Source organism: Xanthomonas campestris pv. asclepiadis (assembly GCF_020784175.1).
In the GTDB taxonomy this organism is placed as follows: domain Bacteria; phylum Pseudomonadota; class Gammaproteobacteria; order Xanthomonadales; family Xanthomonadaceae; genus Xanthomonas; species Xanthomonas campestris_D.
In genome coordinates, this window is record NZ_JAJGQM010000035.1 from 29674 (window position 1) to 51158 (window position 21485).

General features: G+C 66.1%; 17 protein-coding genes and 2 pseudogenes. 11 read left to right on the forward strand and 8 right to left on the reverse strand.

Annotated elements, in window-relative coordinates; genetic code table 11:
* Window positions 1–88: 88 nt before the first annotated feature.
* Window positions 89–535, forward strand: coding sequence for a universal stress protein (locus tag LL972_RS15210; protein WP_016902734.1), 447 nt, complete (start codon window positions 89–91; stop codon window positions 533–535).
* A gap of 161 nt (window positions 536–696) precedes the next feature.
* Here the strand turns inward: LL972_RS15210 and tagK are convergent, their stop codons facing one another.
* The gene (tagK, locus tag LL972_RS15215) at window positions 697–1332 is read right to left on the reverse strand and encodes a transcriptional regulator TagK (protein ID WP_228328304.1); all 636 of its coding nucleotides are present in this window, start codon (window positions 1330–1332) and stop codon (window positions 697–699) included.
* A 561-nt stretch (window positions 1333–1893) separates the two neighbouring features.
* Here tagK and LL972_RS21810 point away from each other — a divergent pair.
* The 8 genes and pseudogenes from LL972_RS21810 to LL972_RS15250 form a co-directional block, all read left to right on the forward strand.
* Window positions 1894–2214 (forward strand): annotated as a pseudogene (locus tag LL972_RS21810) (patatin-like phospholipase family protein); the annotation flags it as partial.
* 89 nt (window positions 2215–2303) lie between these two features.
* Window positions 2304–2450: pseudogene (locus tag LL972_RS21815) on the forward strand (hypothetical protein); the annotation flags it as partial.
* A 51-nt stretch (window positions 2451–2501) separates the two neighbouring features.
* Entirely contained in the window at window positions 2502–2906 is a 405-nt protein-coding gene (locus LL972_RS15225) for a hypothetical protein (protein ID WP_266104651.1), read from the forward strand.
* Window positions 2907–3026: 120 nt separating this feature from the next.
* A complete protein-coding gene (locus tag LL972_RS15230) occupies window positions 3027–3554 on the forward strand; it encodes a hypothetical protein (RefSeq protein WP_228328307.1) in 528 nt (175 codons plus the stop codon).
* A 298-nt stretch (window positions 3555–3852) separates the two neighbouring features.
* Window positions 3853–4278 carry a DUF2147 domain-containing protein gene (locus LL972_RS15235; protein WP_228328308.1) on the forward strand — a complete coding sequence of 142 codons (426 nt, stop codon included), beginning with the start codon at window positions 3853–3855 and terminating at the stop codon, window positions 4276–4278.
* A 133-nt stretch (window positions 4279–4411) separates the two neighbouring features.
* On the forward strand, window positions 4412–4951 hold the full coding sequence (gene ecfK, locus LL972_RS15240; protein WP_126947086.1) for an ECF-type sigma factor EcfK: 540 nt from the start codon (window positions 4412–4414) through the stop codon (window positions 4949–4951).
* Entirely contained in the window at window positions 4930–7458 is a 2529-nt protein-coding gene (locus tag LL972_RS15245) for a protein kinase domain-containing protein (protein WP_228328309.1), read from the forward strand. The genes ecfK and LL972_RS15245 overlap by 22 nt, the downstream gene beginning before the upstream one ends.
* Window positions 7459–7522: 64 nt before the next feature.
* On the forward strand, window positions 7523–7999 hold the full coding sequence (locus LL972_RS15250) for a hypothetical protein (RefSeq protein ID WP_228328310.1): 477 nt from the start codon (window positions 7523–7525) through the stop codon (window positions 7997–7999).
* A 34-nt stretch (window positions 8000–8033) separates the two neighbouring features.
* On the opposite strand, the gene LL972_RS15255 is transcribed toward LL972_RS15250, so the two are convergent.
* The gene (locus LL972_RS15255; RefSeq protein WP_104585172.1) at window positions 8034–8315 is read right to left on the reverse strand and encodes a DUF2782 domain-containing protein; all 282 of its coding nucleotides are present in this window, start codon (window positions 8313–8315) and stop codon (window positions 8034–8036) included.
* A gap of 77 nt (window positions 8316–8392) precedes the next feature.
* On the opposite strand from LL972_RS15255, the gene polA reads away from it, so the two are divergent.
* Complete coding sequence (gene polA, locus LL972_RS15260) at window positions 8393–11194, forward strand: DNA polymerase I (protein ID WP_228328311.1); 2802 nt, start codon at window positions 8393–8395, stop codon at window positions 11192–11194.
* 427 nt (window positions 11195–11621) lie between these two features.
* On the opposite strand, the gene hemF is transcribed toward polA, so the two are convergent.
* The 4 genes from hemF to LL972_RS15280 all read right to left on the reverse strand — a co-directional run bounded on the left by hemF (window position 11622) and on the right by LL972_RS15280 (window position 17104).
* The gene (gene hemF, locus LL972_RS15265) at window positions 11622–12521 is read right to left on the reverse strand and encodes an oxygen-dependent coproporphyrinogen oxidase (protein ID WP_228328312.1); all 900 of its coding nucleotides are present in this window, start codon (window positions 12519–12521) and stop codon (window positions 11622–11624) included.
* A 545-nt stretch (window positions 12522–13066) separates the two neighbouring features.
* Window positions 13067–13639: a hypothetical protein gene (locus tag LL972_RS15270; RefSeq protein ID WP_228328313.1), complete on the reverse strand. Its 573-nt coding sequence runs from the start codon at window positions 13637–13639 to the stop codon at window positions 13067–13069.
* The gene (locus tag LL972_RS15275) at window positions 13636–14352 is read right to left on the reverse strand and encodes a hypothetical protein (RefSeq protein ID WP_228328314.1); all 717 of its coding nucleotides are present in this window, start codon (window positions 14350–14352) and stop codon (window positions 13636–13638) included. The genes LL972_RS15270 and LL972_RS15275 overlap by 4 nt, the downstream gene beginning before the upstream one ends.
* Before the next feature lie 385 nt (window positions 14353–14737).
* Window positions 14738–17104 (reverse strand): S9 family peptidase, encoded by a 2367-nt coding sequence (locus tag LL972_RS15280; RefSeq protein WP_228328315.1) that lies wholly within the window; start codon window positions 17102–17104, stop codon window positions 14738–14740.
* Between the two features lie 359 nt (window positions 17105–17463).
* Here LL972_RS15280 and LL972_RS15285 point away from each other — a divergent pair, with 359 nt between their 5' ends.
* Entirely contained in the window at window positions 17464–18807 is a 1344-nt protein-coding gene (locus LL972_RS15285; protein ID WP_228328316.1) for an AMP-binding protein, read from the forward strand.
* 71 nt (window positions 18808–18878) lie between these two features.
* Here the strand turns inward: LL972_RS15285 and LL972_RS15290 are convergent, their stop codons facing one another.
* Window positions 18879–19886, reverse strand: coding sequence for a pteridine-dependent deoxygenase (locus tag LL972_RS15290; protein ID WP_228328317.1), 1008 nt, complete (start codon window positions 19884–19886; stop codon window positions 18879–18881).
* Window positions 19883–21229 (reverse strand): NAD(P)/FAD-dependent oxidoreductase, encoded by a 1347-nt coding sequence (locus tag LL972_RS15295; protein WP_228328324.1) that lies wholly within the window; start codon window positions 21227–21229, stop codon window positions 19883–19885. Before LL972_RS15295 ends, LL972_RS15290 begins: the two co-directional genes overlap by 4 nt.
* Between the last annotated feature and the right edge of the window lie 256 nt (window positions 21230–21485).

A 21485-nucleotide genomic window follows, 5' to 3' on the forward strand; every position in this document is an offset into this window, starting at 1 on the left:
CCGCATTGATGCGTATCAATGCGTTTACCGCGGCGGACTGTCAGGCTGATTGCACCGGCAGCCAGGCCGGTCATCCAAGGAGGTCACCATGTACAAACGTATCCTGATCGCCATCGATGCGTCCGAGTTGTCGCATCGCGGTTTGTTCCAAGGCCTGGAATTGGCCAAGGCCACCGGTGCCAAGGTGGATATCGTCACCGTATCCGAGCCGTGGGCGATGGGCATGTACGACGCGATGGGCTGGAGCGTGGGCTACGAGGCAAGCCCGGAGTACCGCAAGGAGCGCGAAGCTGCTGCAGAAAAGATCCTGCGCCCGGCGCTGGAGCTGGCGGCTGCGGCAAATATCAAGGCCACCTCGCGCCACGTGCTGGACCGCTTCGCTGCCGAAGGCATCGTGCAGACCGCCAAGGAGTGCAACAGCGATCTGATCATCATGACTTCGCATGGCCGCCGCGGCATGCGCCGCATGCTGCTCGGCAGCCAGACGGTGGAGGTGCTCACGCACAGTTCGATCCCGGTGCTGGTGATCCGCTGATCGGTGGATGTTTTGCTTCGCCAAAGCAGATGCAAAGCGTCCTACGTTCCAAGTCGCACAATCTCCCGTAGGAGCGCGCCTGAGCGCGACGGGGCGTTATCGGTAAAGCCTCATCGCGCTCAGGCGCGCTCCTACCCGGATGGCGGATTGCGAATTGGAGGTCAGCTTTCCATTGGTGCCGGCTGTGCAAGACGCCGTAGCGCTTCGGTATGCGCCAGCGTGGCGGGCTGCACCGGCAGCGTGCCTGCGCGCACCGATGCGTGATCGCGCTGCGCATCCTCGCCCAGCTCGCGCATGAAGCGCCACACCGGCATGTAGTGTCCGCGGCGTGGCGAATGCGTCGGCGGCGCGGCGCGGCATTGGCGGCGCCAGTGCATCGGCGGCATGCCGAAACGCTGCTGGAAACAGCGTTGGAACTGCCGCTCCGACGCAAAGCCCATTTCGTACAGCAGCCAGGTCAGGCCGCACTCCGGGTAGACCTGCAGATAACGGTACGCGGCGCACAGGCGCTGCTCGCGGATATAGCTGGCCACGCTCCCGCGCGATTGGAACAGCCGGTACAACGACGCACGCGACAGCCCGAACGCCTGCTGCAGGGACTCGGTACCGAGCTCGGCCTCGCCGATATGCTGCTCGATGTAGGCCAGCAGATCGATCATCAGCGGCGCGTGCGCCTCCACCGACGAGGATGCCTGCGGGACGATGGCGCTGTAATAGCCGGTGTTGCTCATGCGGGTGCTGCCTGCGGCCCACTCCCCGGGGCCTGTCATCTGATCAACCGAGAAAAGTGGCGCCAAGCCATCACCGCTTTTCGTGAACCCGGCGCTGCGTCACGCATTGGTGCGATCGACGGCGATCCAGGCCAACCGGTCGGCCCTTGTTCTCGATGCGCCGCGACGCTCGGGAGCCACATGGACCCTGCCTGCGCCTTGGGTGGCGGCCAATGCAAAGCCAATCGCAACGGCATCGCATCGAGATCAGCGTTGGGAACGGCCCTCGCTAGCGCTGCGCTGAATGAGGTCGCACCGATTCGCTGACTCGCTGATTCGAAAAGACTGGGTTCTGCCGCGCGACGCCGGCCGCCAAGTGAATACCGAGCTCAGCACGACGAAGGCCCACAGCAAGGCGGTGGCAGATCACATCATCAATGCGGTGAGACGATTCGTCGGGTGATGGGCAGAGGTGCTGCTAGGGTGATGCAACGGTAGACGGAAGCGTCGTCGCCACCAGGCTCGCGCACAGGTGGAATCGTCCTGACAGCTGTCGGCATCTCGCATTAGCCAGACAGTCAGATCGCTTTCTCTTGATGCCTTCGCCGCACACGTTTCAAGACAGTGCTTGCTCTGCAGGAGACTTCCATGTCGTTCAATATCATCAGCTGCGATGGCGGTGGAATTCGGGGACTGATCACCGCACTCCTCATCCAGGACCTGGATCAGCACAGCAACATCCTCAGCCACGCAGCTTGCTTTGCCGGCACTTCCACCGGCGGCCTGCTTGCTCTGGCATTAGTGCAAGACGTCCCGATCGGCAAGATCATCGAGATGTACATGACCAAAGGCGCAAGCATTTTCGAACCCAACGGGCGGCTTCTCGATCAACAGGCGCAGCCGCGCGAGCAAGAGGTGGATGCGACGCTGGCTAGCGGGCCGGGCTTCTTCAGCAGCCAGTACAAGAACGATGGATTGATCCAGATCGCAAGCGGATTATTGGGTGCAACGCGGCTTGCAGACGCGAAGCGGCTCGTCGTCGTCAACGCCGCGCGCCTGTGGGATGCGACCAGTGGGAACTGGATGCCTGCCACGTTCTCCAACGGCGTCACAATGCGTACAGGCAGATCAGCATGGTTGATGCCGCGTTGGCCACGTCTGCCGCGCCAACCTACTTTCCGCCTTATCAGATTTCCGGAGCATACGGCGACTATGGGTTCTTCGCCGACGGCGGCGTGTTTGCCAACAATCCAGCCATGACCGCCGTGGCCGAGGCCATCGCCAGTGGCCTGGTGACCAACGTCGGCGATATCCAGCTGCTCTCGCTTGGAACCGGCAGCAGCCCGCAAGGAATTCCGTCCACCGCGATCGGCAACCCGCTCGACTGGGGCGCAACATCCTGGCTCTACCCCTGGGCCAGCGGCGCGGTTCCGGCCATGCCGCTGCTGAATCTGACCATGGACGCAACGGCTGAACTTGCAGGCATCCAGGCCGAGCAGGTGCTCGCCGGCAACGTCAAGCGCGCCAATGTCGAACTGCAACGTCCTTATGCACTGGATGACTGGAAGCATGTCGCTGATCTGGCCAGCGAAACCCAGGCTTACCTGCAGACCGATGCGTGGAAACAGACGCGTGACTGGGTCGCCAGCCGCTGGACATAGGGCGGGTATCGGAATGTTCGCGCAGTCCAATGATGTGCCAGGGTGCCGGACGATCGGTAGCCCGTGGCGAGAGGCGAGTCGGGACGGCCTTCCCGGTCCCGAAAATAAGGAGCAATCATCATGGCGATCACAATCCTTTCCGCGGTGTACGGCACCGGCAATGCAGGAATCGATGTTACCCAGGTGTGCCAAGACAGCGTCAATACAGGCAATGACGATATCACCGCAAGCAACGCCTTCTTCCGGAACGACCCTGATCCGGGCAAGCGCAAAAGCTTTGCGATTCTTTACAAAAATCCGGCATTGAATGGCGGCAATCCCATCGCGCTCGGTTGTGGGGAAAACGGCCAGATCGATCTGGTTCCCAATCCGCCGACTGCCAGCACGCCCGTCCCGGTGCCTAGCAAGCCCAGTTTTACAGTCGTCCGTGCGATGTACGGTACCGGCAACAATGGTTACGACGTCACCGCGACCTGCCAGTGGCTGGTCAACAACGGCGGCACCACGATCCCGGTGAGCAACGCGACATTCGGCGGGGACCCCGATCCCAACGTCCAAAAGAGTTTTGCCATCGTCTACACCGCTGCGGGCGGCGGCGCGCAGCAGTTCCGTGCCGGTGAGGAAGGTTCGACATTGACCTTGAGTTAGCAGGTTTTGAGCAGAGGTCTACAGCGCTCACATGCGTCAGAGGATGCGGTCTGACAGATCCGCGGCTGTCCGGTACCTTCTCCCACCAGCGGAGAAGGACTGGAGAATATGCGGCGTAGGAGACGCTGACGGCTGAGCGTGATGCTTGGGGTACCACGCCTCGGCTAATCAGATCCCAAGAGTGCGTCAATAAGATCGAACCCGCTGGCTGGATGATTTGACGAGCCGGTCGTCCGTCATCAGCCAGGGTTGCAAGCCACGCTGGTCTTCGCATCTTGTTGAAGGTTGAACGAAACCAATGAGCCACGTTATCTCTGCCACATGTTGTCTGGCCCTTGCCCTTGCCGTGTCGAGCACGCCCGCATTCGCCGCCGAACCGATCACTGGAAAATGGTTCACTGATAACCAGCAGGCACTGGTCGACATCCAGCCCTGCGGCACGTCGCTGTGCGGCACCATCGTCAAGGTGCTGCGGGCCAAGCCCGGTAGCCGGAAGACCGATGCGTTCAATCCGGATCCGGCCAAGCGCAATAACCCGATGGAGGGCACGCTGATCCTCAGCGAGTTGGTGGATGCAGGGGATCTGTGGAAAGGCAGGATCTACAACCCCGAATCCGGCAAGACCTACAACGCCAAGATCCAGCGTGGGGCGGATGGCTCCTTGAAGGTGGAAGGCTGCGTGGCCTTCGTGTGTCAGGGGCCGACCTGGCAGCCCGCACCTTGATGGCTGCCTGACCTGGCCGGCGCGGCGCGCGTCTGCCAGCGGCGGCGCAAGCGAGCTAAACCGTTTGGTTTTGAAACGCCCACCCGATCGCCAATGCGGGATACTGCGCTCCCACGCAGGCGAGATGGGCCCGATGTCCGAGCTGCCGATCACCGAGTTGTTGCAGGCCTGGCAGCGCGACGAACCCGGCGCGGGCGATGCATTGGCGCGGCAGGTGTACAGGGCGCTGCGCGAGACCGCGTTGCGGGCGCTGCGGCGCGACGCGCGCGCAGGCTTGCAGGCGACCGAGCTGGTACATGAGGCGTGGATGCGGCTGGAGCAGGGGCAGCAGGGATTTCAGTCGCGTGCGCACTTCTATTCTGTTGCCGCGCTGCAGATGCGCCATCTGTTGGTGGATCTGGCACGGCGGCAGGCCAGCGCCAAGCGGCTCGGGCAGGCGGTAACGTTGACGATCAGCCTATCCGATGGCGCGCCGCGGCCAGAGGCATTGCTGATGGTGGCCGACGCCTTCGACAAGCTGGCGCGCGTGGATGAGCGCAAGGCCAAGGCATTCGCGCTGACCGAACTGGTGGGTTTCAGCGTGGCCGAGGCGGCCGCGCAACTGGAGGTGTCGGTGCCGACGCTGGAGCGCGATCTGCGCTTTGCGCGGGTGTGGCTGGCGGCGCAGCTATGAGCATTGCCGCCACCTCCTGGCAGCGATTGGAAGCCTTGTTCCATCAGTCCTGCCAGCTGCCGGTGGAAGCGCGCGAGACATTTGCGCGCGCGCAGGCCGGTGACGATGTGGTGCTGCGCGATGCGTTGCTGGCGATGCTGGCGGTGGAATCGCAGGCCACGCTGCGCGTGCGTGCGCCGTTGAAGCAGGCCGTGGCGGCATTGCGCGCGCCATTGCCGGAACTGCCGGCCGGTACACGCTTCGGTGCATGGGCGATCGACCGCCTGATCGGCGCCGGCGGCATGGGCCAGGTGTATCTGGGCCATCGCGCCGACGGTGCGTACGAGCGCGAGGTGGCGATCAAGCTGGTCGCCGCCGAGGCGTTGGATGTGCAAGGCCGCGCGTTGTTCGAATTCGAATGTCGCCTGCTGGCGCAGATGGTGCACCCGGCGATCGCGCAGATCCACGATGTGGGCACCGATGCGCACGGCCGCCCGTACCTGGTGATGGAATACCTGCGCGGCGAGCCGATCACCTGGTGGTGCGATGCGCATCTGCTGTCGCTGCATGCGCGTGTGCTGCTGATGCTGCGGGTGAGCGAGGCGGTGCAGCACGCACACCAGAAAGGCGTGATCCATCGCGATCTCAAACCCAGCAATGTCTTGGTCAGTGAAATCGATGGGCGGCCGATGCCGGGCGTGATCGACTTCGGCATCGCCATCGATGCGGCCAACCCCGGCATGACCTCCGCGCAGGGCCGCGGCACGCCCGGCTACATGAGCCCGGAACAGGCGCGCGGCGTGCAGGACGTGGATGCGCGCAGCGACATCTATGCACTGGGCGCAATGTTCTATGAGTTGAGCTGCGGGCTGGCGCCGGTGGCCGGGCGCGATGGGGTGCCGCAGCCGCCATCGCAACGCGTGGCGGCGGTACCGGCCGACGCGCGTGCGCGGATCTGCGCGGCACGCGCGACCACGCATCCGCGACTGCAGCAGCAACTGCGCGACGGCCTGGATGCGATCGTGTTGCGTGCGTTGGCGCCGGAGCCTGTTGCACGCTATGCGTCGGTGTCGGCCTTGCTGGACGATCTGCATCGCTGGCTCGATGGGTATCCGCCGCGGGCCCTGCAGGCAGGCCATTGGTTGCGCGTGCGCAAGTTTACCCAGCGCCACCGCAGTGGCGTGTTGGCTGCCGCACTGGTGTCGATCGCGCTGATTGCCGGCTTGGGCGCAACGCTATGGTCGCTGCAACACGCCGCGCGCGACGCGCAACGCGCGCAAGTCACCGGCGATTTCATGAGTTCGGTGTTGTCCAGCGTGGATCCCGGCATTGCGCAGGGTCTGGACAAGACGCTGATGCTGCGCGTGCTGCAGCAGGCCTCGCAGCGCGCCGCGCGTGAACTGGCCGACCAGCCGGACGCGCGCATCCAGGTGGAGCTGACGCTGGGTCGCACGCTGATCGCGCTCGCCGACTATCCGCAGGCGGTGGCGCATCTGCGGACCGCGCATGCACTGGCACAGCGCAGCAAAAGCGCAGCCAGCCTGCAGGCATTGCAAGCGGCGTCGATGCTCGGCCAGGCGCTGACTGGCGCCGGCACGGCGCGCGAGGCCGAACAGGTGTTACGCCAGGGCATGGCGCAGGCAGCGCACGGCAATGCAAGGCAGCAGGCGCTGGGCAATGAGATGCGTGCGTGGCTGGCGTGGACGCTACGCGGCCAAGGCCGCATGCGCGATGCGCTGATAGAGGGCCGGCATGCCTATGTCGCTGCCGTGGCCAACGTGTCCACAACTGCCGACCAACGCATCGACGCGGGCAATGTCTATGCCGGCATTCTGGCCGACGTCGGGCAGCTGACCCCTGCGATTGCGTTGCAGCGAAGCCTGCTGCGCGAGCGGATTGCCGCACGTGGTCCCGATCATCCGTTGGTCGTGCCGATGCGCAACAGCCTGGCCGTGTTCTTGCTGACGCAGCGTGATTTTGCTGCGGCCGAGGCCGAACTCACCTCGCTGCTGCGCGTCACCCGCAAGCTCTATGGCGATAACGCCGCCGATACCCTGATGGTGGAAGGCAACCTGGCCCACGCATTGCGTCAGCAGGGCAAGCTGGCCGAGGCCGGCCCGCATTACCGCGCCGCGATGGAACGTACACGCGCCCTGTTCGGCGACGATGCGCAAGCCACCATCACCTCTCGCAGCAATCATGCGTTCTGGTTGTTGGACGACGGCCAACTGGATGCCTCGCTGGCCGAACAACGCGCATCGCTGGTCTCGTCCATGCGTGTATTGGGCCGTGCGCATCCACAGACCGCCGAGATCCTGCGCGGCATGTCCGAAGCCGAGCGCAGGCTCGGCCAGCGGGCCGCCGCACGCGATCACGCACAGCAGGCGTTGCAGATCCTGACCGGCATCCACGGCGATGCCGAGGAACCGTTGCGTGCCGCACGCCTGACCCTGGCGCTGGTCACTCCGGCCAGTGCGCCTCCTGCCACTGCAAGCGCACCGAACACGGCCTCGGTTGCGCAACGCTGAGAGCCCGTGTCGGGTTGGCCGGGTGCCACCGGCCGAGCGTGGCTGCCACTGCAAAGGTTGGAGCGTGGCCCTGCATGTCGCGCGCCTGACAGGCCTGGACGCGTGCCCGATGATCGCCGGCGAGGCACCGTCTGTCGGCGTGTCGTGGGTCGAGCCTGAGGCCCAGGGCACCGACCGTGCTGATCGGCGGCCTGCCCGCGACGCGCATCGTCGGCCTGGCGGTGCGCCTCGGCCCCCGTCTGGCAGCGTGGCCGGCGTGCCCATCGCATCAGCCGGCCTCCGGATCGTCACCGCAGTCGGCGCGCCGCCGGCCTACATCAACGCCACCACTGCCGCTGCCGGCCTGCTCGATCCGGCCGGCGGCTCCGGCTCACCGTGCCTTCGCCAGCCGCGGGCAGAGCTTGGCCAGCCGCAGCGTGGCGTGTGCAGATCTGTCCACCAGCGGCATCCTTACCTGCCTTCGGCCTGGCCCACGCCGACCCCGCGCACCAACGCACACCCCGCAACGCCGCAAGGTGACGCCACCGGGACCAACGACTGAAGGGCCCATGGACCGACGCTCCACGAATCCCGAATCACCAGCTATACAGCTTCCAATACACCTTGTTGACCTTGTCCCTCTCCGCATCGGTATGCCCGTCGTGATCGCGGTCGTACAGGAAGTAGGGCGCCCCGCGTGCAGGCGTCACGCGCACCATTTCCAGCTGGCCGTTGACGCGGTACTCGTCGACCTTGTCGCCGTTGCCCATGGTCTTGCTGGTGACATCCGCACCGGCCGGTACATCGCCAACCGCACCGCTGGTGGCGCATCCGCCGAGCAGCAGTAACGGCAGCAGCAAAAGACTCGCTCTGATCATTGTCGTCATCCGTTCTAGGTCGTCGGCCAGTATGCGCTGGCGAGGTGTAGCGTGGGCGTGCAGCGTAGAATTGGCGCATGAGCAGATTAGTCCTGATCGACGGGTCCAGTTACCTGTACCGCGCGTTCCACGCGCTTCCGCCGCTGACCAATGCCCAGGGCGAGCCCACCGGCGCCTTGTTCGGCGTGGTCAACATGCTGCGCGCCACCTTGAAGGAGCGCCCGGCCTATGTCGCGTTCGTGGTGGATGCGCCGGGCAAGACCTTCCGTGATGACTTGTATGCCGACTACAAGGCAAATCGCCCGTCGATGCCCGACGACCTGCGCGCGCAGGTGCAGCCGATGTGCGACATCGTGCATGCGCTGGGCATCGACATCCTGCGCATCGATGGCGTGGAAGCCGACGATGTGATCGGCACGCTGGCCCTGCAGGCCGCCGCCGATGGCCTGAGCGTGACCATCTCCACCGGCGACAAGGACTTCGCCCAGCTGGTGCGTCCGGGCATCGAACTGGTCAACACCATGAGCGGCAGCCGCATGGATTCGGACGCGGCGGTGATCGCCAAGTTCGGCGTGCGCCCCGACCAGATCGTCGACCTGCTGGCGCTGATGGGCGACACCGTCGACAACGTGCCCGGCGTGGAAAAGTGCGGCCCCAAGACCGCCGCCAAATGGCTGGCCGAATACGATTCGCTCGATGGCGTGATCGCCAACGCCGACAGGATCAAGGGCAAGATCGGCGAGAACCTGCGCGCCGCGTTGCCACGGCTGCCGCTCAACCGCGAACTGGTCACCATCAAGACCGACGTGACCCTGGCCAGCGGCCCGCGTGCGCTGGACTTGCGCGAGCCCAACGCCGAAACGCTGGCGGTGCTGTACGCCCGCTACGGCTTCACCCAGGCGCTGCGCGAACTCGGCGGCGCCGCCGCCCAGGCCGGCCTGCTGACCGAGCCGATGCCGTTGGGTGCCGCTGCAGCCAGCGCCCGCACCGAACCCGGCCGCGCGCGCGGCACCGGCTTCGTGTCCGGCCCGGTCAGCGCTCCGGTCGAAGTGGACCCGGCGCTGTCGGCACCCGGCCAGTACGAGACCATCCTGACCCAGGAACAGCTCGACAGCTGGATCGCGCGCCTGCGCGCCGCCGGCCAGTTCGCCTTCGATACCGAAACCGACAGCCTGGATCCGCTGCAGGCCGACCTGATCGGCCTGAGTGTGGCCGCCGAGCCCGGCCAGGCGGCGTATCTGCCGTTCGGCCACAACTTCCCTGGCGCCCCGGCCCAGCTCGACCGTGCCCGGGCGCTGGCCCAGCTGGCGCCGCTGCTCACCGACCCGGCGGTGCGCAAGCTCGGCCAGCACGGCAAGTACGACCTGCACGTGATGCGCCGCCATGGCATCGCCCTGGCCGGCTACAGCGACGACACCCTGCTGGAAAGCTTCGTGCTCAACTCCGGCAGCGCCCGCCACGACATGGACAGCCTGGCCAAGCGCTACCTCGGCTACGACACGGTCAAGTACGAGGACGTCTGCGGCAAGGGCGCCAAGCAGATCCCGTTCGCCCAGATCAGCCTGGAGGATGCCACCCGCTACGCCGCCGAAGACGCCGACATCACCCTGCGCCTGCACCAGGTGCTCGGCCCCAAGCTGGCCGCAGAACCCGGCCTGGAGCAGGTCTACCGCGACATCGAGATGCCGCTGGTGGAAGTGCTGGCACGCATCGAAGCCAACGGCGTATGCGTGGACGCGGCCGAACTGCGGCGCCAGAGCGCGGACCTGTCCAAGCGCATGCTCGCCGCCCAGCAGAAAGCCACCGAGCTGGCCGGGCGCACCTTCAACCTGGATTCGCCCAAGCAGCTGCAGGCGCTGCTGTTTGACGAGCTCAAGCTGCCCGCCGTGGTCAAGACGCCCAAGGGGCAGCCCTCGACCAACGAAGAGGCGCTGGAAGCCATCGCCGACCAGCACGAACTGCCGCGGGTGATCCTGGAATACCGCGGCCTGACCAAGCTGCGCAGCACCTACACCGACAAGCTGCCGGAGATGATCCACCCGCAGTCCGGGCGCGTGCACACCAGCTACCACCAGGCCGGCGCGGCCACCGGGCGGCTGTCCTCGTCCGATCCCAACCTGCAGAACATCCCGATCCGCACCGAGGACGGCCGCCGCATCCGCCGCGCCTTCGTCGCCCCGGCCGGGCGCAAGCTGATCGCCTGCGACTACTCGCAGATCGAGCTGCGCATCATGGCGCACCTGTCCGGCGACCCCGGCCTGGTCGGCGCGTTCGAGTCCGGCGCCGACGTGCACCGCGCCACCGCCGCCGAGGTGTTCGGCCGCACCATCGACACCGTCAGCGGAGATGAGCGCCGCGCCGCCAAGGCGATCAACTTCGGCCTGATGTACGGCATGAGCGCCTTCGGCCTGGCCCGTCAGCTCGGCATCGGCCGTGGTGAGGCGCAGGACTACATCGCGCTGTACTTCAGCCGTTACCCGGGCGTACGCGACTTCATGGAAACCACCCGCCAGCAGGCGCGCGACAAGGGTTACGTGGAGACGGTGTTCGGTCGCCGGCTGTACCTGGATTTCATCAACGCCGGCAGCCAGGGCCAGCGCGCCGGCGCCGAGCGCGCCGCGATCAATGCGCCGATGCAGGGCACAGCGGCGGACATCATCAAGCGCGCCATGGTCAGCGTGGACGGCTGGATCGCCGACCACGCCGAGCGCGCGCTGATGATCCTGCAGGTGCACGACGAACTGGTGTTCGAAGCCGAGACCGATTTCGTCGCTACGCTGCTGAGCGAAGTGACCACGCGCATGTCGGCCGCTGCCGAATTACGCGTGCCGCTCGTGGTCGATTCCGGCGTTGGCGACAACTGGGATGAGGCGCACTGACGCAGCCGATAACGCTGATATGCTGAATGCGCAGACCAGACATAATACGAATTGAGCCTGCGCCGATGGAATGAATAATCGCTAAATTCTACATATTTTTAACAGTTATCTTCACGATCCATCAATGTGGAAAATGGTGTTATATCCCTCGACGGGCGCAACGCCTGTCGTCAGATCTCTCCCATCCCCTGGAGCAGATCTCGGAACGGAAACTACTCCCCAAGTTTCCGTTCCCTGGCCCCGCCGACCTCCCCCTGGTCTGCGGGGCTTTTTATTTCCGGCCTTGAATTATTTTGCTACGCAACATAACCGGTTCATCGCATTGCGCATTCACCGGTGCCGTTGGCAATCACAAATTTAAATGGGCCGAATTAATTCAATAAATCAACACAGCGTTTCATCAGCGCTGTGTTTTTAATCGGCAGATTCAACCCAGCCAGTCGCGCGGGACCAGATAGTCCATCAGCCCTGCCTCGGCGCTGCCCGGTTCCGGCGTGAAGCCGTATTCCCAGCGCACCCGTGGCGGCAGGCTCATCAGGATGCTTTCGGCACGCCCGCCACTTTGCAGGCCGAACAGCGTGCCGCGGTCATAGACCAGGTTGAACTCCACGTAGCGGCCACGGCGGTAGAGCTGGAACTCGCGCTCGCGTTCGCCGTAGGGCGTGTCCTTGCGGCGCTCGACGATCGGCAGGTAGGCCTCCAGGAAGCCGTCGCCCACCGCGCGCTGGTAGGCGAAGTCGCGTTCGAAATCCTGCCCCAGGTCGTCGAAGAACAGCCCGCCCACGCCACGCGTCTCGTTGCGGTGGCGCAGGAAGAAGTACTCGTCGCACCAGCGCTTGTGCGCGGCATAGCGTTCCTCGCCGAACGGCGCGCACAGGGCTTGCGCGGTGCGGTGCCAGTGCAGCACGTCCTCGTCCACCGGATAGAACGGGGTCAGATCGAAGCCGCCACCGAACCAGGCCGCCACCACTTCGCCATCGCGCTCGGCGCGGAAGTAGCGCACGTTGGCGTGGGTGGTGGGGACATGCGGATTGTGCGGATGGAACACCAGCGACACGCCGCAGGCGCGCCATGTCGCCCCCGCCAGCTCGGGCCGGTGCGCACTGGCCGAAGGCGGCAGGCGCGAGCCGGACACATCGGAAAACCCGATGCCGGCCTGCTCGAACACCGTGCCATCGCGCAGGATGCGGGTGCGTCCGCCACCGCCTTCTTCGCGTTGCCACAGGTCTTCGGCAAAACGCGCGCTGCCGTCGATGGCTTCCACGGCAGCGCAGATACGATCCTGCAGGCCGGTCAAATAATCGCGTACTCGGTCGAATTCGTTCATGCCACGATTCTAAGCGCTGCGTCGCGCTTCTTGCAGTCGGGCAAACGCGCCCGTTTGTCGCAGGGCGAGGCGCTGCGTCGTGTGGGGATTGGGCGCATGAGCAGCCAGGCTTTGCTGCGTCGTCTCACACCAGGCTTCACGCCTGGTGTTTTCCGTTGGGATTGGGCGGTGTGGGCGAGGCAGAAGCACGAGCAAAAGCAGAAGCAGAAGCAGGGCATTGATCTGCTGGTTTGCTGCAGGGCCCTTGCCCGCCCACCCTCGCAGGACACGCCGCAAGTACGTCCTTGTAGGCTCTTACGCGGCATCCATGCCGCTCAAGGTCCCGCGACGGTGGGCGAGCAAGGGCCTGTCGAGAGGGTCGGTGTGCGCAGTACAAGCAAGGTGCGACGTACGCTGTTCGAATAACGGCGCGTGCTCATCTTCCAACGCATGCCAAGCAGCGGGCACGCTTTAAGCAAGCAAAGGTCCCGCGACGGTGGGCGAGCAAGGGCCATCTGAGATGGTCGGTGTGCATGGGCAAGAGGCACAGGCCAATCAACGGATGATCAGGCCTTGCGCGAGGCCGTAAATTCGGCGCGCACCGCAGGCGTGCACAACCGCCATGCCAGCGCCGCGTGGAGGCAGCCGATTGCCACTACGCCCAGGCCTGTCAGCAGCAGCGCCGCCTGACGGGTTGCCTGCAGGCGTGCCTGCAGCTCCGGCCACTCGGGGCCGTGCACGACATCGGCAGGCAGCATCGCCTGTACACCCTCGAACAATGGCCCGATCAAGGCCAGGCCGCCGACATTGAGCAGTCCCGTCACCAGCAACACCACCACGAACCCCACTCGCGCCCACTCGCGTCGCTGCAGCAAGGCCCAGCTCAACCACGCGAAGGCGACCGACAGCAGCATGCCCATGACTGACAATGACACGGCATGATCGATCAGCCACTGCAGCGAGGCGGGCAGGGTGATCCCTTCGGGTAAGCCCAACGCTGCCGCGTCGGGCATCAGCGCGATCATCACGATCTGCAGCAGGTTGGACATTGCACTGACGATGCCCAGCAACAAGGACACCCATGCCAGCGGCGTGACGAAGCCGCCGCGTCGTCGAGAGGCCGGCGTCGGCGTGCTCATTGCAGCGAGGCGATATGGGCGGCCACGGCAGCCTGGCCCGGAGGATCCAGCGCTGGCTGCAGTTGCGCGTACCAACCCGGCAGCGCGTCGGCCGGCAGGCACTGGCGCAACAGCGGTGTGCTGCGCTCCAGGAAGGCTTCGAGGAAGGGCAGCCCGCGCACGTAGAGGAAATGGCTGTCGGTGATCGACATTCCTGCGTAGGCCTCGCGCAACCAGTCCAGATGCGGCAACGCGTGCGCGCCGTGCCCGGCGCGGGTCAGCGCGGTGAGGAAGCTGGTGCGTGCCGTGGCCGGCGAAGTGGAGCGCTCCTGCGCGTTCAAATCGTCGAAGGTCAGCAGCCACTGCTCGCCACGATCGATCTCGTTGCACATCACCGAGGTGGTCGCCAACTGCAATGCGTTATGCGCGGTGGGCTCCAGCTCGTACAGCGCCAGCCAATAGGGATACGCCTCGTGGTAACGGTCCAGCGCGCTCAATGCCAGGGCGCAGAGTCGCTGCGCATCCGCACCGGCCTGCAACTGCGCTTGCGCTGCGTTATAGGCGCCCACGTGATCGCCGCGCTGAAACGCCGTCAGCGCCGGCTGCAATGCGGGGTCGATTTCGGCAGCTGCCTCGCCGGCATCCTCGGCAGGTGCCGTCGCTACGGTGGGTTCTGCACGTGGCGGCTTCGCCACGGCGGTCTTGCGTCCAAACAAACGGTCCCACAGGCCCATCGCGTCTACCTTGTGTGCGCCAGCAATGAGTGGAAGGTCGCCGCCAGGCCGGCGGCAGACCGGTGCAGAGGGCGAATGCAAGAACCCTCTGCCGGTCCTGCATCAAGCTTAGAGCCACTTGCGTAGGGAGAGGTGAGTGCAACGCAACCAGCCTGCGTGCTGGCTGCGCGACACGTTGCATCCGGTCGGATTTCCGCAGGCGGCTGTCCTCCGCGGCGATCGCTTCCTGACGAGGCGGTGGAAACGATCGCCCACCACAAACGTCAAACGCGCATCTGTGACTTCGCCGGCGACGTGGCGCCTGGAAATGCTGCGCTCGGCACCGCAGCCATCGGTGGATGTCGGTGCCGGCAACGCCCGTCTTGCAACGGGCGCAGTGCGGCGGTCAGCGCTGCGGCTTCACCTGCTCATTGAACAGCTTGAGGATGCGCTTGTATTCGTCCAGCCACGAATCGGCACGGGTAAAGCTGTGGCGTTCCAGCGGATACGGCGCCACCTGCCAGTTGTCCTTGTGCAGCTCCATCAACTTCTGGGTCATGTCGACCGAGTCCTTGAAGAACACGTTGTCGTCGATCATGCCGTGCGCGATCAGCAGATGGTCGCGCAACCCGTCGGCGTAGTTGATCGGCGATGAGGTCTTGTACGCGTCGGGGTCGAGCTCGGGCGTATTGAGGATGTTGGAGGTGTACTCGTGGTTGTACTGCATCCAGTCGCCGACCGGACGCAGCGCCGCGCCGGCCTTGAAGATGCCGGGGCTGCGGAACAGCGCCATGTAGGTCATGAAGCCGCCGTACGAACCGCCGTAGATGCCGGCGCGCGCGCGGTCGCCCTGCTTCTGCGTCACCAGCCACTCCAGCCCGTCCAGATAGTCTTCCAGCTCCGCGTGGCCCATGTTGCGGTAGATCGCGGTGCGCCAGTCGCGGCCGTAGCCTTCCGAGGCGCGGTAGTCCAGGTCCAGCACGATGTAGCCCTGCTGCACCAGCAGGTTATGGAACATCTGCTCACGGAAATACGGCGTGTAGCGCTGCGAGACGTTCTGCAGGTAGCCGGCGCCATGCACGAACATCACGATCGGATACTGCTTGCCGGGCTCGGGGTTCTGTGGCCCGTAGTACTTGCCCCAGACCGTGCCGGCGCCATGCTTGGACGGCACCTGCACATACTGCGGTGCGATCCACGGCTGCGCCTTGAAGGCGGGCGTGCGGGTGTCGGTCAGCACCGTGGCCTGGCCGCCCGCGGCCGGCACCACCGCCAGCTGCGGTGGCAGGTAGCTGCCGGAATAGCGCACCAGCAACTGCTGGCCGTTCGGCGACAGACGGAAGCCTTCCACGCCATTCAACGCAGTCACTTCGGTGAGCTGATCGCTGTGCAGATCCAGCTTGCAGACCTCGTAATCGCCCGGCCATTTCTGGTTGCAGAGGAAATACATGCCGCTGCCATCGGCGCTGGGCACCGGCATCGACACTTCCCACTTGCCGCGCGTGCGCTGGCGTGGCTTGCCGTTGCCTTCCACGGTGTACAGCTGCGAATAGCCGGATTCTTCCGACAGCAACCACAGCGTGCGATTGTCGGGCAGCCAGCCGAAATCGTTGAAGTCCCAGTTGATCCAGGCGCTGTCGCTCAGGCGATGCCGCGGCTGCAAGGTGGCATTGGCCAGGTCGACGCTGGCGATCCAGCGGTCCTTGTTGTCCACCGCGCGAATCTCCACCGCCACATTGCGCCCGTCATCGCTCCAGTGCACCGCCGGCCCGCTGCCGTCGCCATCGCTTTCCACACGCACGGCGCGGTTGCCCTTGAGCGTCTCTTTCTTGGCCGCCTTGCGCAGCGCGGCCAGCGGGTCGGTGGCAATGCCCGGCAGCGTGTCGAACGACAGCGCTCTTGCAGTGCCGGCGCTGACATCCACCAGCCACAGCGCATGCGCCACCGGCGCATTGCGACCGACGCGGGTGCGCACTTCCTGGAATTCTTCGTAACCGGATTCGGTCACGTACTTGGGCATCTTGCCGGCCTGGCCCTCTTCGGCACGCTTGGCCTGGGTCACCACCAGCAGATGGCGGCCGTCCGGCGACAGCGCGCTGTCGACGATCTCCACCTCATCACCCAGATACACCGGTGCCGCCGCACGCGTGGCATCGGCGCGGCGCCAGGCGTCTTCCTGCGTGCGTAAGGCATCACGCTGCTCACGATCGCGCCGCAGCGTGGCCAGCGTGGACAGTTGCTGCTCGCGCAACACGTCGGCCTTGGGCGCAGCGTTGGGATCGCGCTCGGCCTTGACCACTGCAACCTGCGCAGTGCCGGCATCGGCGCGCCAGTGGTACCAGTTGTTGCCCGCGCGCCAGATCGCACCGCCATCGCTGGCGAACTGTGGGCGCGATTCGACCTCGTTGCTGCGGGTCAGCTGGGTCAGCGCGCCGGAGCGCAAATCACGCAGGAAGATGTCGCCATTGCGCGCAAACAGCATGCGCTGGCGGGTGGCGTCGTAGCTCGGGTTATCCGCATCCAGGCCGGCGCGTGCGTTGTCGGCCACACGTTCGGCGGTGCCGCCGCCGGCGCCCTGGCGGTAGGTGTCGCGCACCGGGGAACCAGCGCGCTTGAGCAGGTATTGCACCTGTTTGCCGTCCCACTGCCACCAGGCCTGATCCACCGACGGCCCGATCCAGTCCGGATCGGCCATCACCTGTTCGATGGTGAGCGGTGCGGCGGACTGCGCGTGCGCGGTGACAGCCAGCAACAACAAGGACAGTGGCAACAATCTGGGCATCGGTAACAACTGGACGCAACGAAGAGCGGACAAGCCTAGCAGTTCGCTTCCATCGGGAGCTTGGGCCACAGGTCATGTGTGCGGTAGCGGTGCGTGCGCCATCGAAAAGGCGGGCATTCGCCGCTGGCGAACGCGACCATATGCAGCGTGCGCATGTTGGCCAATGTCAGCGCATCCGCTCGATGCACTCCACACCGCGCGTCGCGCCAGCAACGACGTGGCGTCTGCGTCACGCACGCCTTTACCGAGGTTCAGAACCGCCACCACCGCCACGCAGCCGGAAACCTCCCGACTTGCCAGCAGGGCAGGTGGCGGCCAAGCTAGCGCGCTTTTGCGATTGTCGGTTTCCCATGTCCAGCCTGCCTGTTCCTGCCGTTTCCCACCCGATGGCCGTCGGCGCACCCGGCCGGCCGCTGGCCTGGCGCGCGGGGCAGTCGGTCGATCTGGCCACCTTTATCGCACACGTGCATGGCCTGGCACAGCAGCTGCCGGAGGGTCGCCACGCGGTGAACCTGTGCGAAGACCGCTATCGCTTCATGGTCGCGTTCTATGCATGCGCGCTGCGCGGGCAGGTGTCGCTGCTGCCGTCCTCGCGCGCACCGGCCGTGGTCGGCGAAGTGCAGGCGCGGCATGCCGATGCGTACTGCCTGGGCGATCTGGCGCTGGAGCTGGCACCGCCGCGCTACTGGCAGCTGCCGGCCGAGTTGCCGCAGGCCGCAGGCCCGATCCCGCAACTGGCCGACGACGCCCTGGTGGCCATCGGCTTTACCTCCGGCAGCACCGGAAGCCCGCAACCCAACCCCAAGACCTGGGGCAGTTTCCTGACCAGCACGCGTCAGGATCTGGTCGCGCTGGAAAGCCTGTGGGCGCACACCGACGCGGTGCCGCACGTGGTCGCCACGGTGCCGCCGCAGCACATGTACGGCATGGAGTTGTCGGTGCTGCTGCCGATGGTGACGGAGCTTGCGGTGCATGCGGGCCGTCCGTTCTTCCCGGACGATGTGGCGCGCGCGCTGGCCGATATTCCCGCCCCGCGCGTGCTGGTGACCACGCCGGTGCATCTGCGCGCACTGGTGGAATCCGGCGTGGCGTTGCCGCCGCTGGTCGGTATCGTCTCGGCCACCGCGCCGTTGGCGCAGGAGGTGGCCGCTGCCGCCGAGGCGCGCTTTGGCGGTGAGGTGCGCGAGATGTTCGGTTCCACCGAAACCTGCGTGTTCGCCGTGCGCCGCACCGCGCTGGAAGCGGCATGGACGCCGCTGCCCGGTGTCCGCCTGGAAACGCAGGCCGCAGGCACCTTGGTGCACGCGCCGCATCTGGCCACGCCGGTGCTGCTGGCCGACATGATGGACGTGGCCGCCGACGGCCGTTTCCAGGTGCGCGGCCGGCAGGCCGATCTGCTGGAAATCGCAGGCAAACGCGCCTCGCTGGCCGATCTTACCCGTCGCCTGCTGGCCATCCCCGGCGTGATCGATGGCGTCATCGTGCAACTCGCACCCGACCCCGGCCAGGCGGTCGGGCGCATCGCCGCACTGGTGGTCGCCCCGACCCTGGACGAAGCGCAGATTCTCGACGCCCTGCGCGTCAGCGTCGACCCGGTGTTCCTGCCGCGCCGCCTGCGCAAACTCGCCGCACTGCCACGCAACGAAACCGGCAAGCTGCCACGCGATGTAGTGCTGGGTTTGCTCAACGGCTGATTGCAGCTCTCGCCACGGAGCATTGCTGCCGCGTGGCTGCAGCGGGCATCAGCACCGATGCCCGCAGTCGCTCACCCATGCACCCCATCGATCTCCACTGCCAGCTCGTCGCGGCAGATCACCGCGTGCAGCAGCAGACGCGGCACCGCATCGCCGAAGCGGGCGTCCAGCGCCTGGGCGACCTTGGGCAGGTCGTCCTGCTCGCGCACGTAGACCTTCAGACGGGTGCCGGCGCCGAACTGCGCGGGCAGGGCGGGGGCATGCTGGCGGGCGGCGCCGAGCAGGGCGTCGAAGTTGGCGAAGGTCTCTTCCAGCTGCGCCAGCAACTGGCCGGTGTGCATCGAGGCATGCCCGACCACGGCGGCGGTGCCCGACAGCAGCAGCGGCATGTCGCTGCCGGCCGGCGGCAGCATGGCGCGCGCGAAACTCGGCGGCTGTGGGCCGTATTGGCGCGGGTAGTTGTAGGCGCTGACCTGGCGCGGGTTTTCCAGCGGGGTGCCGGCATCGCTGGCGGCCAGCCAGTAGATCTGGATGATGCGTTCGGCATCGCAGCGGCCTACTGCGGTGGCGGCCGGCAGCTGCGCAGTGTCGAAGGCGCCCAGGCCGCGCGCACGGCCCACGCAGAACTGCCGGTAGCGTTCGCGGTCGCCACTGCCCAGGGTGATGGCGTCCAGATAGTTCCAGATACGCAGCAGGCGCGGGGTCTGGCTGCGGGTGACGAAGGCGGTGATTTCCGCATAGGCCTTGGCGGCGGCGGCTTCGATATCGACATCCTGCTCGTCGATTTCGATCACGCCGAACTGCAGGCGGCCGTCGCTGGCCCAGGCGATGTTGCCATCGCGCCCGCTGTGGACTGCCGCGTCGCTGCGCCACACTTCCAGCACGTCGGCCCGATAGGGCTGCAGCGGCACGCGCAGGTAGCGCGGGTCGTCCAGGCGTGGCGCCGCAGTGCCGAAGCCGAACACGGCCAGCACCTGCGGGTCGGCCAGCACGGCGGATGGATCGGTCTGGTCGACATAGTCGACCTGCAGGCGGGGATGGCGCACGCTGTGCGTGGTCTGGGCCTGGGAAGCGGTCATCGCGTATCTCGTTGTTGCGTATCGCGTTGCAAGGTGTCGCCGTCGAAGCCGAGCGTGGCCTGACGTCGGCGTTGGCGCCAGGACTGCCAGGCGCGCGGCATCATCGACAAAGTGGTCAGTGCATAGATGGCGCGGAACGCGCGCAGGCGCAGGCGTACCTTGGGGCTGTCGAACACATCGCCGGCCAGCATCGCCACCACCGCCTGCTCGATCTGCCAGGTGTTCTGCGGTTGCGCGAACAGGGCGCGCATGGTCGGCGAAGTGAAGCGGTAGATGAACCACTTGAACTCGTCCACGCCGCGCCTGAGTTCGCGCTGCAAGGCGCGCTGCAGTTTCGCCTCGTGCTCCGGCGTGCGCAGGGCCTGGTCCACCATCGCCGCACCGCGTTCGGCGCTGTGCATGGCCAGGAACACGCCCGACGAAAACATCGGGTCGACGAAGGTGTAGGCATCGCCCAGCATCAACCAGCGCGGGCCGGACATGCGCGTGCATTCGTAGGCGTAGTTGCCGGTGGCATGCACCGGGGCCACGCGTTCGGCACCGAGCATGCGCGCGTTGAGCTCGGCATTGAGCGCGAGCGTGCGCATGAAGAAGCCTTCGCTGTCGCCCTTGCGGGTCTTCATGTATTCCGGGTAGCAGACCGCGCCCACGCTCATGATGTCGTCCGGCAACGGAATCAGCCACATCCAGCCATGCGCGTGGCGGTAGATGCTGATGTTGCCGGCATCCTCGCCCGGCCGGCGCGCCACGCCGCGGAAGTGGCTGAACAATGCGGCCGACTGATGTTTGGCATTGGCGCGTTTGAGCTTGAAGCGGGTGCCCAGGAAGGTGTCACGGCCGCTGGCATCGAGCAGATAGCGCGGGCGGAACCGCTGCACCCCGGCCACGCCTTGCGCCTGCAGCACCGGCTGCTGCCCGTCGAACTCCACCGCTTCGACCTTGACCTGATCGCGCGCATCCACGCCCACTGCCCGCGCGCGCTCGAACAGCACCTGGTCGAACTGCGCACGTGGCACCTGGAAGGCGAAATCGGCCTTGGCATCGAGCGCATGCGAAAAACGAAAGGTGTTGTAGCCGCCGCTGTCGTTGGGAAAGTCCGCGCCGCGCTTGAGCACGCCGATGCCGCGCACGTCCTCCAGCACGCCCAGGCGTTCGAGAATCGGCACGTTCATCGGCAGCAGCGACTCGCCGATATGGAAGCGCGGATGCTGTGCCTTCTCCAGCAAGGTCACCTGCCAGCCCTGCTGGGCCAGCACGATCGCCGCCGTACAGCCCGCCGGCCCGCCGCCGATGATCAGCACATCCGGGCACTCGGGCCCGGGAGCCGGCCCGGCTGCCGGCATGGCGGTCGGGGTGGGGCGAACAGCAGTGGGAGTCATCCTGGAACGAACCTGCAGCGGGCGAGCGTCATGCAGTCATGATAGCCTGACCGGCGGCCCGGAAGGTATGCCAGCCGCCGAATCGCCGTTGCAGAACGATCGACACCCTCGAGATCGACACCCTCGACAATGCGGCCGCAAGGCAGGCGTGGCGAGTACTCGGAATCGGCCGCCACGGCAACGTACACTGTGGTTGCGCAATCGCCCAAGCCGACCTGAC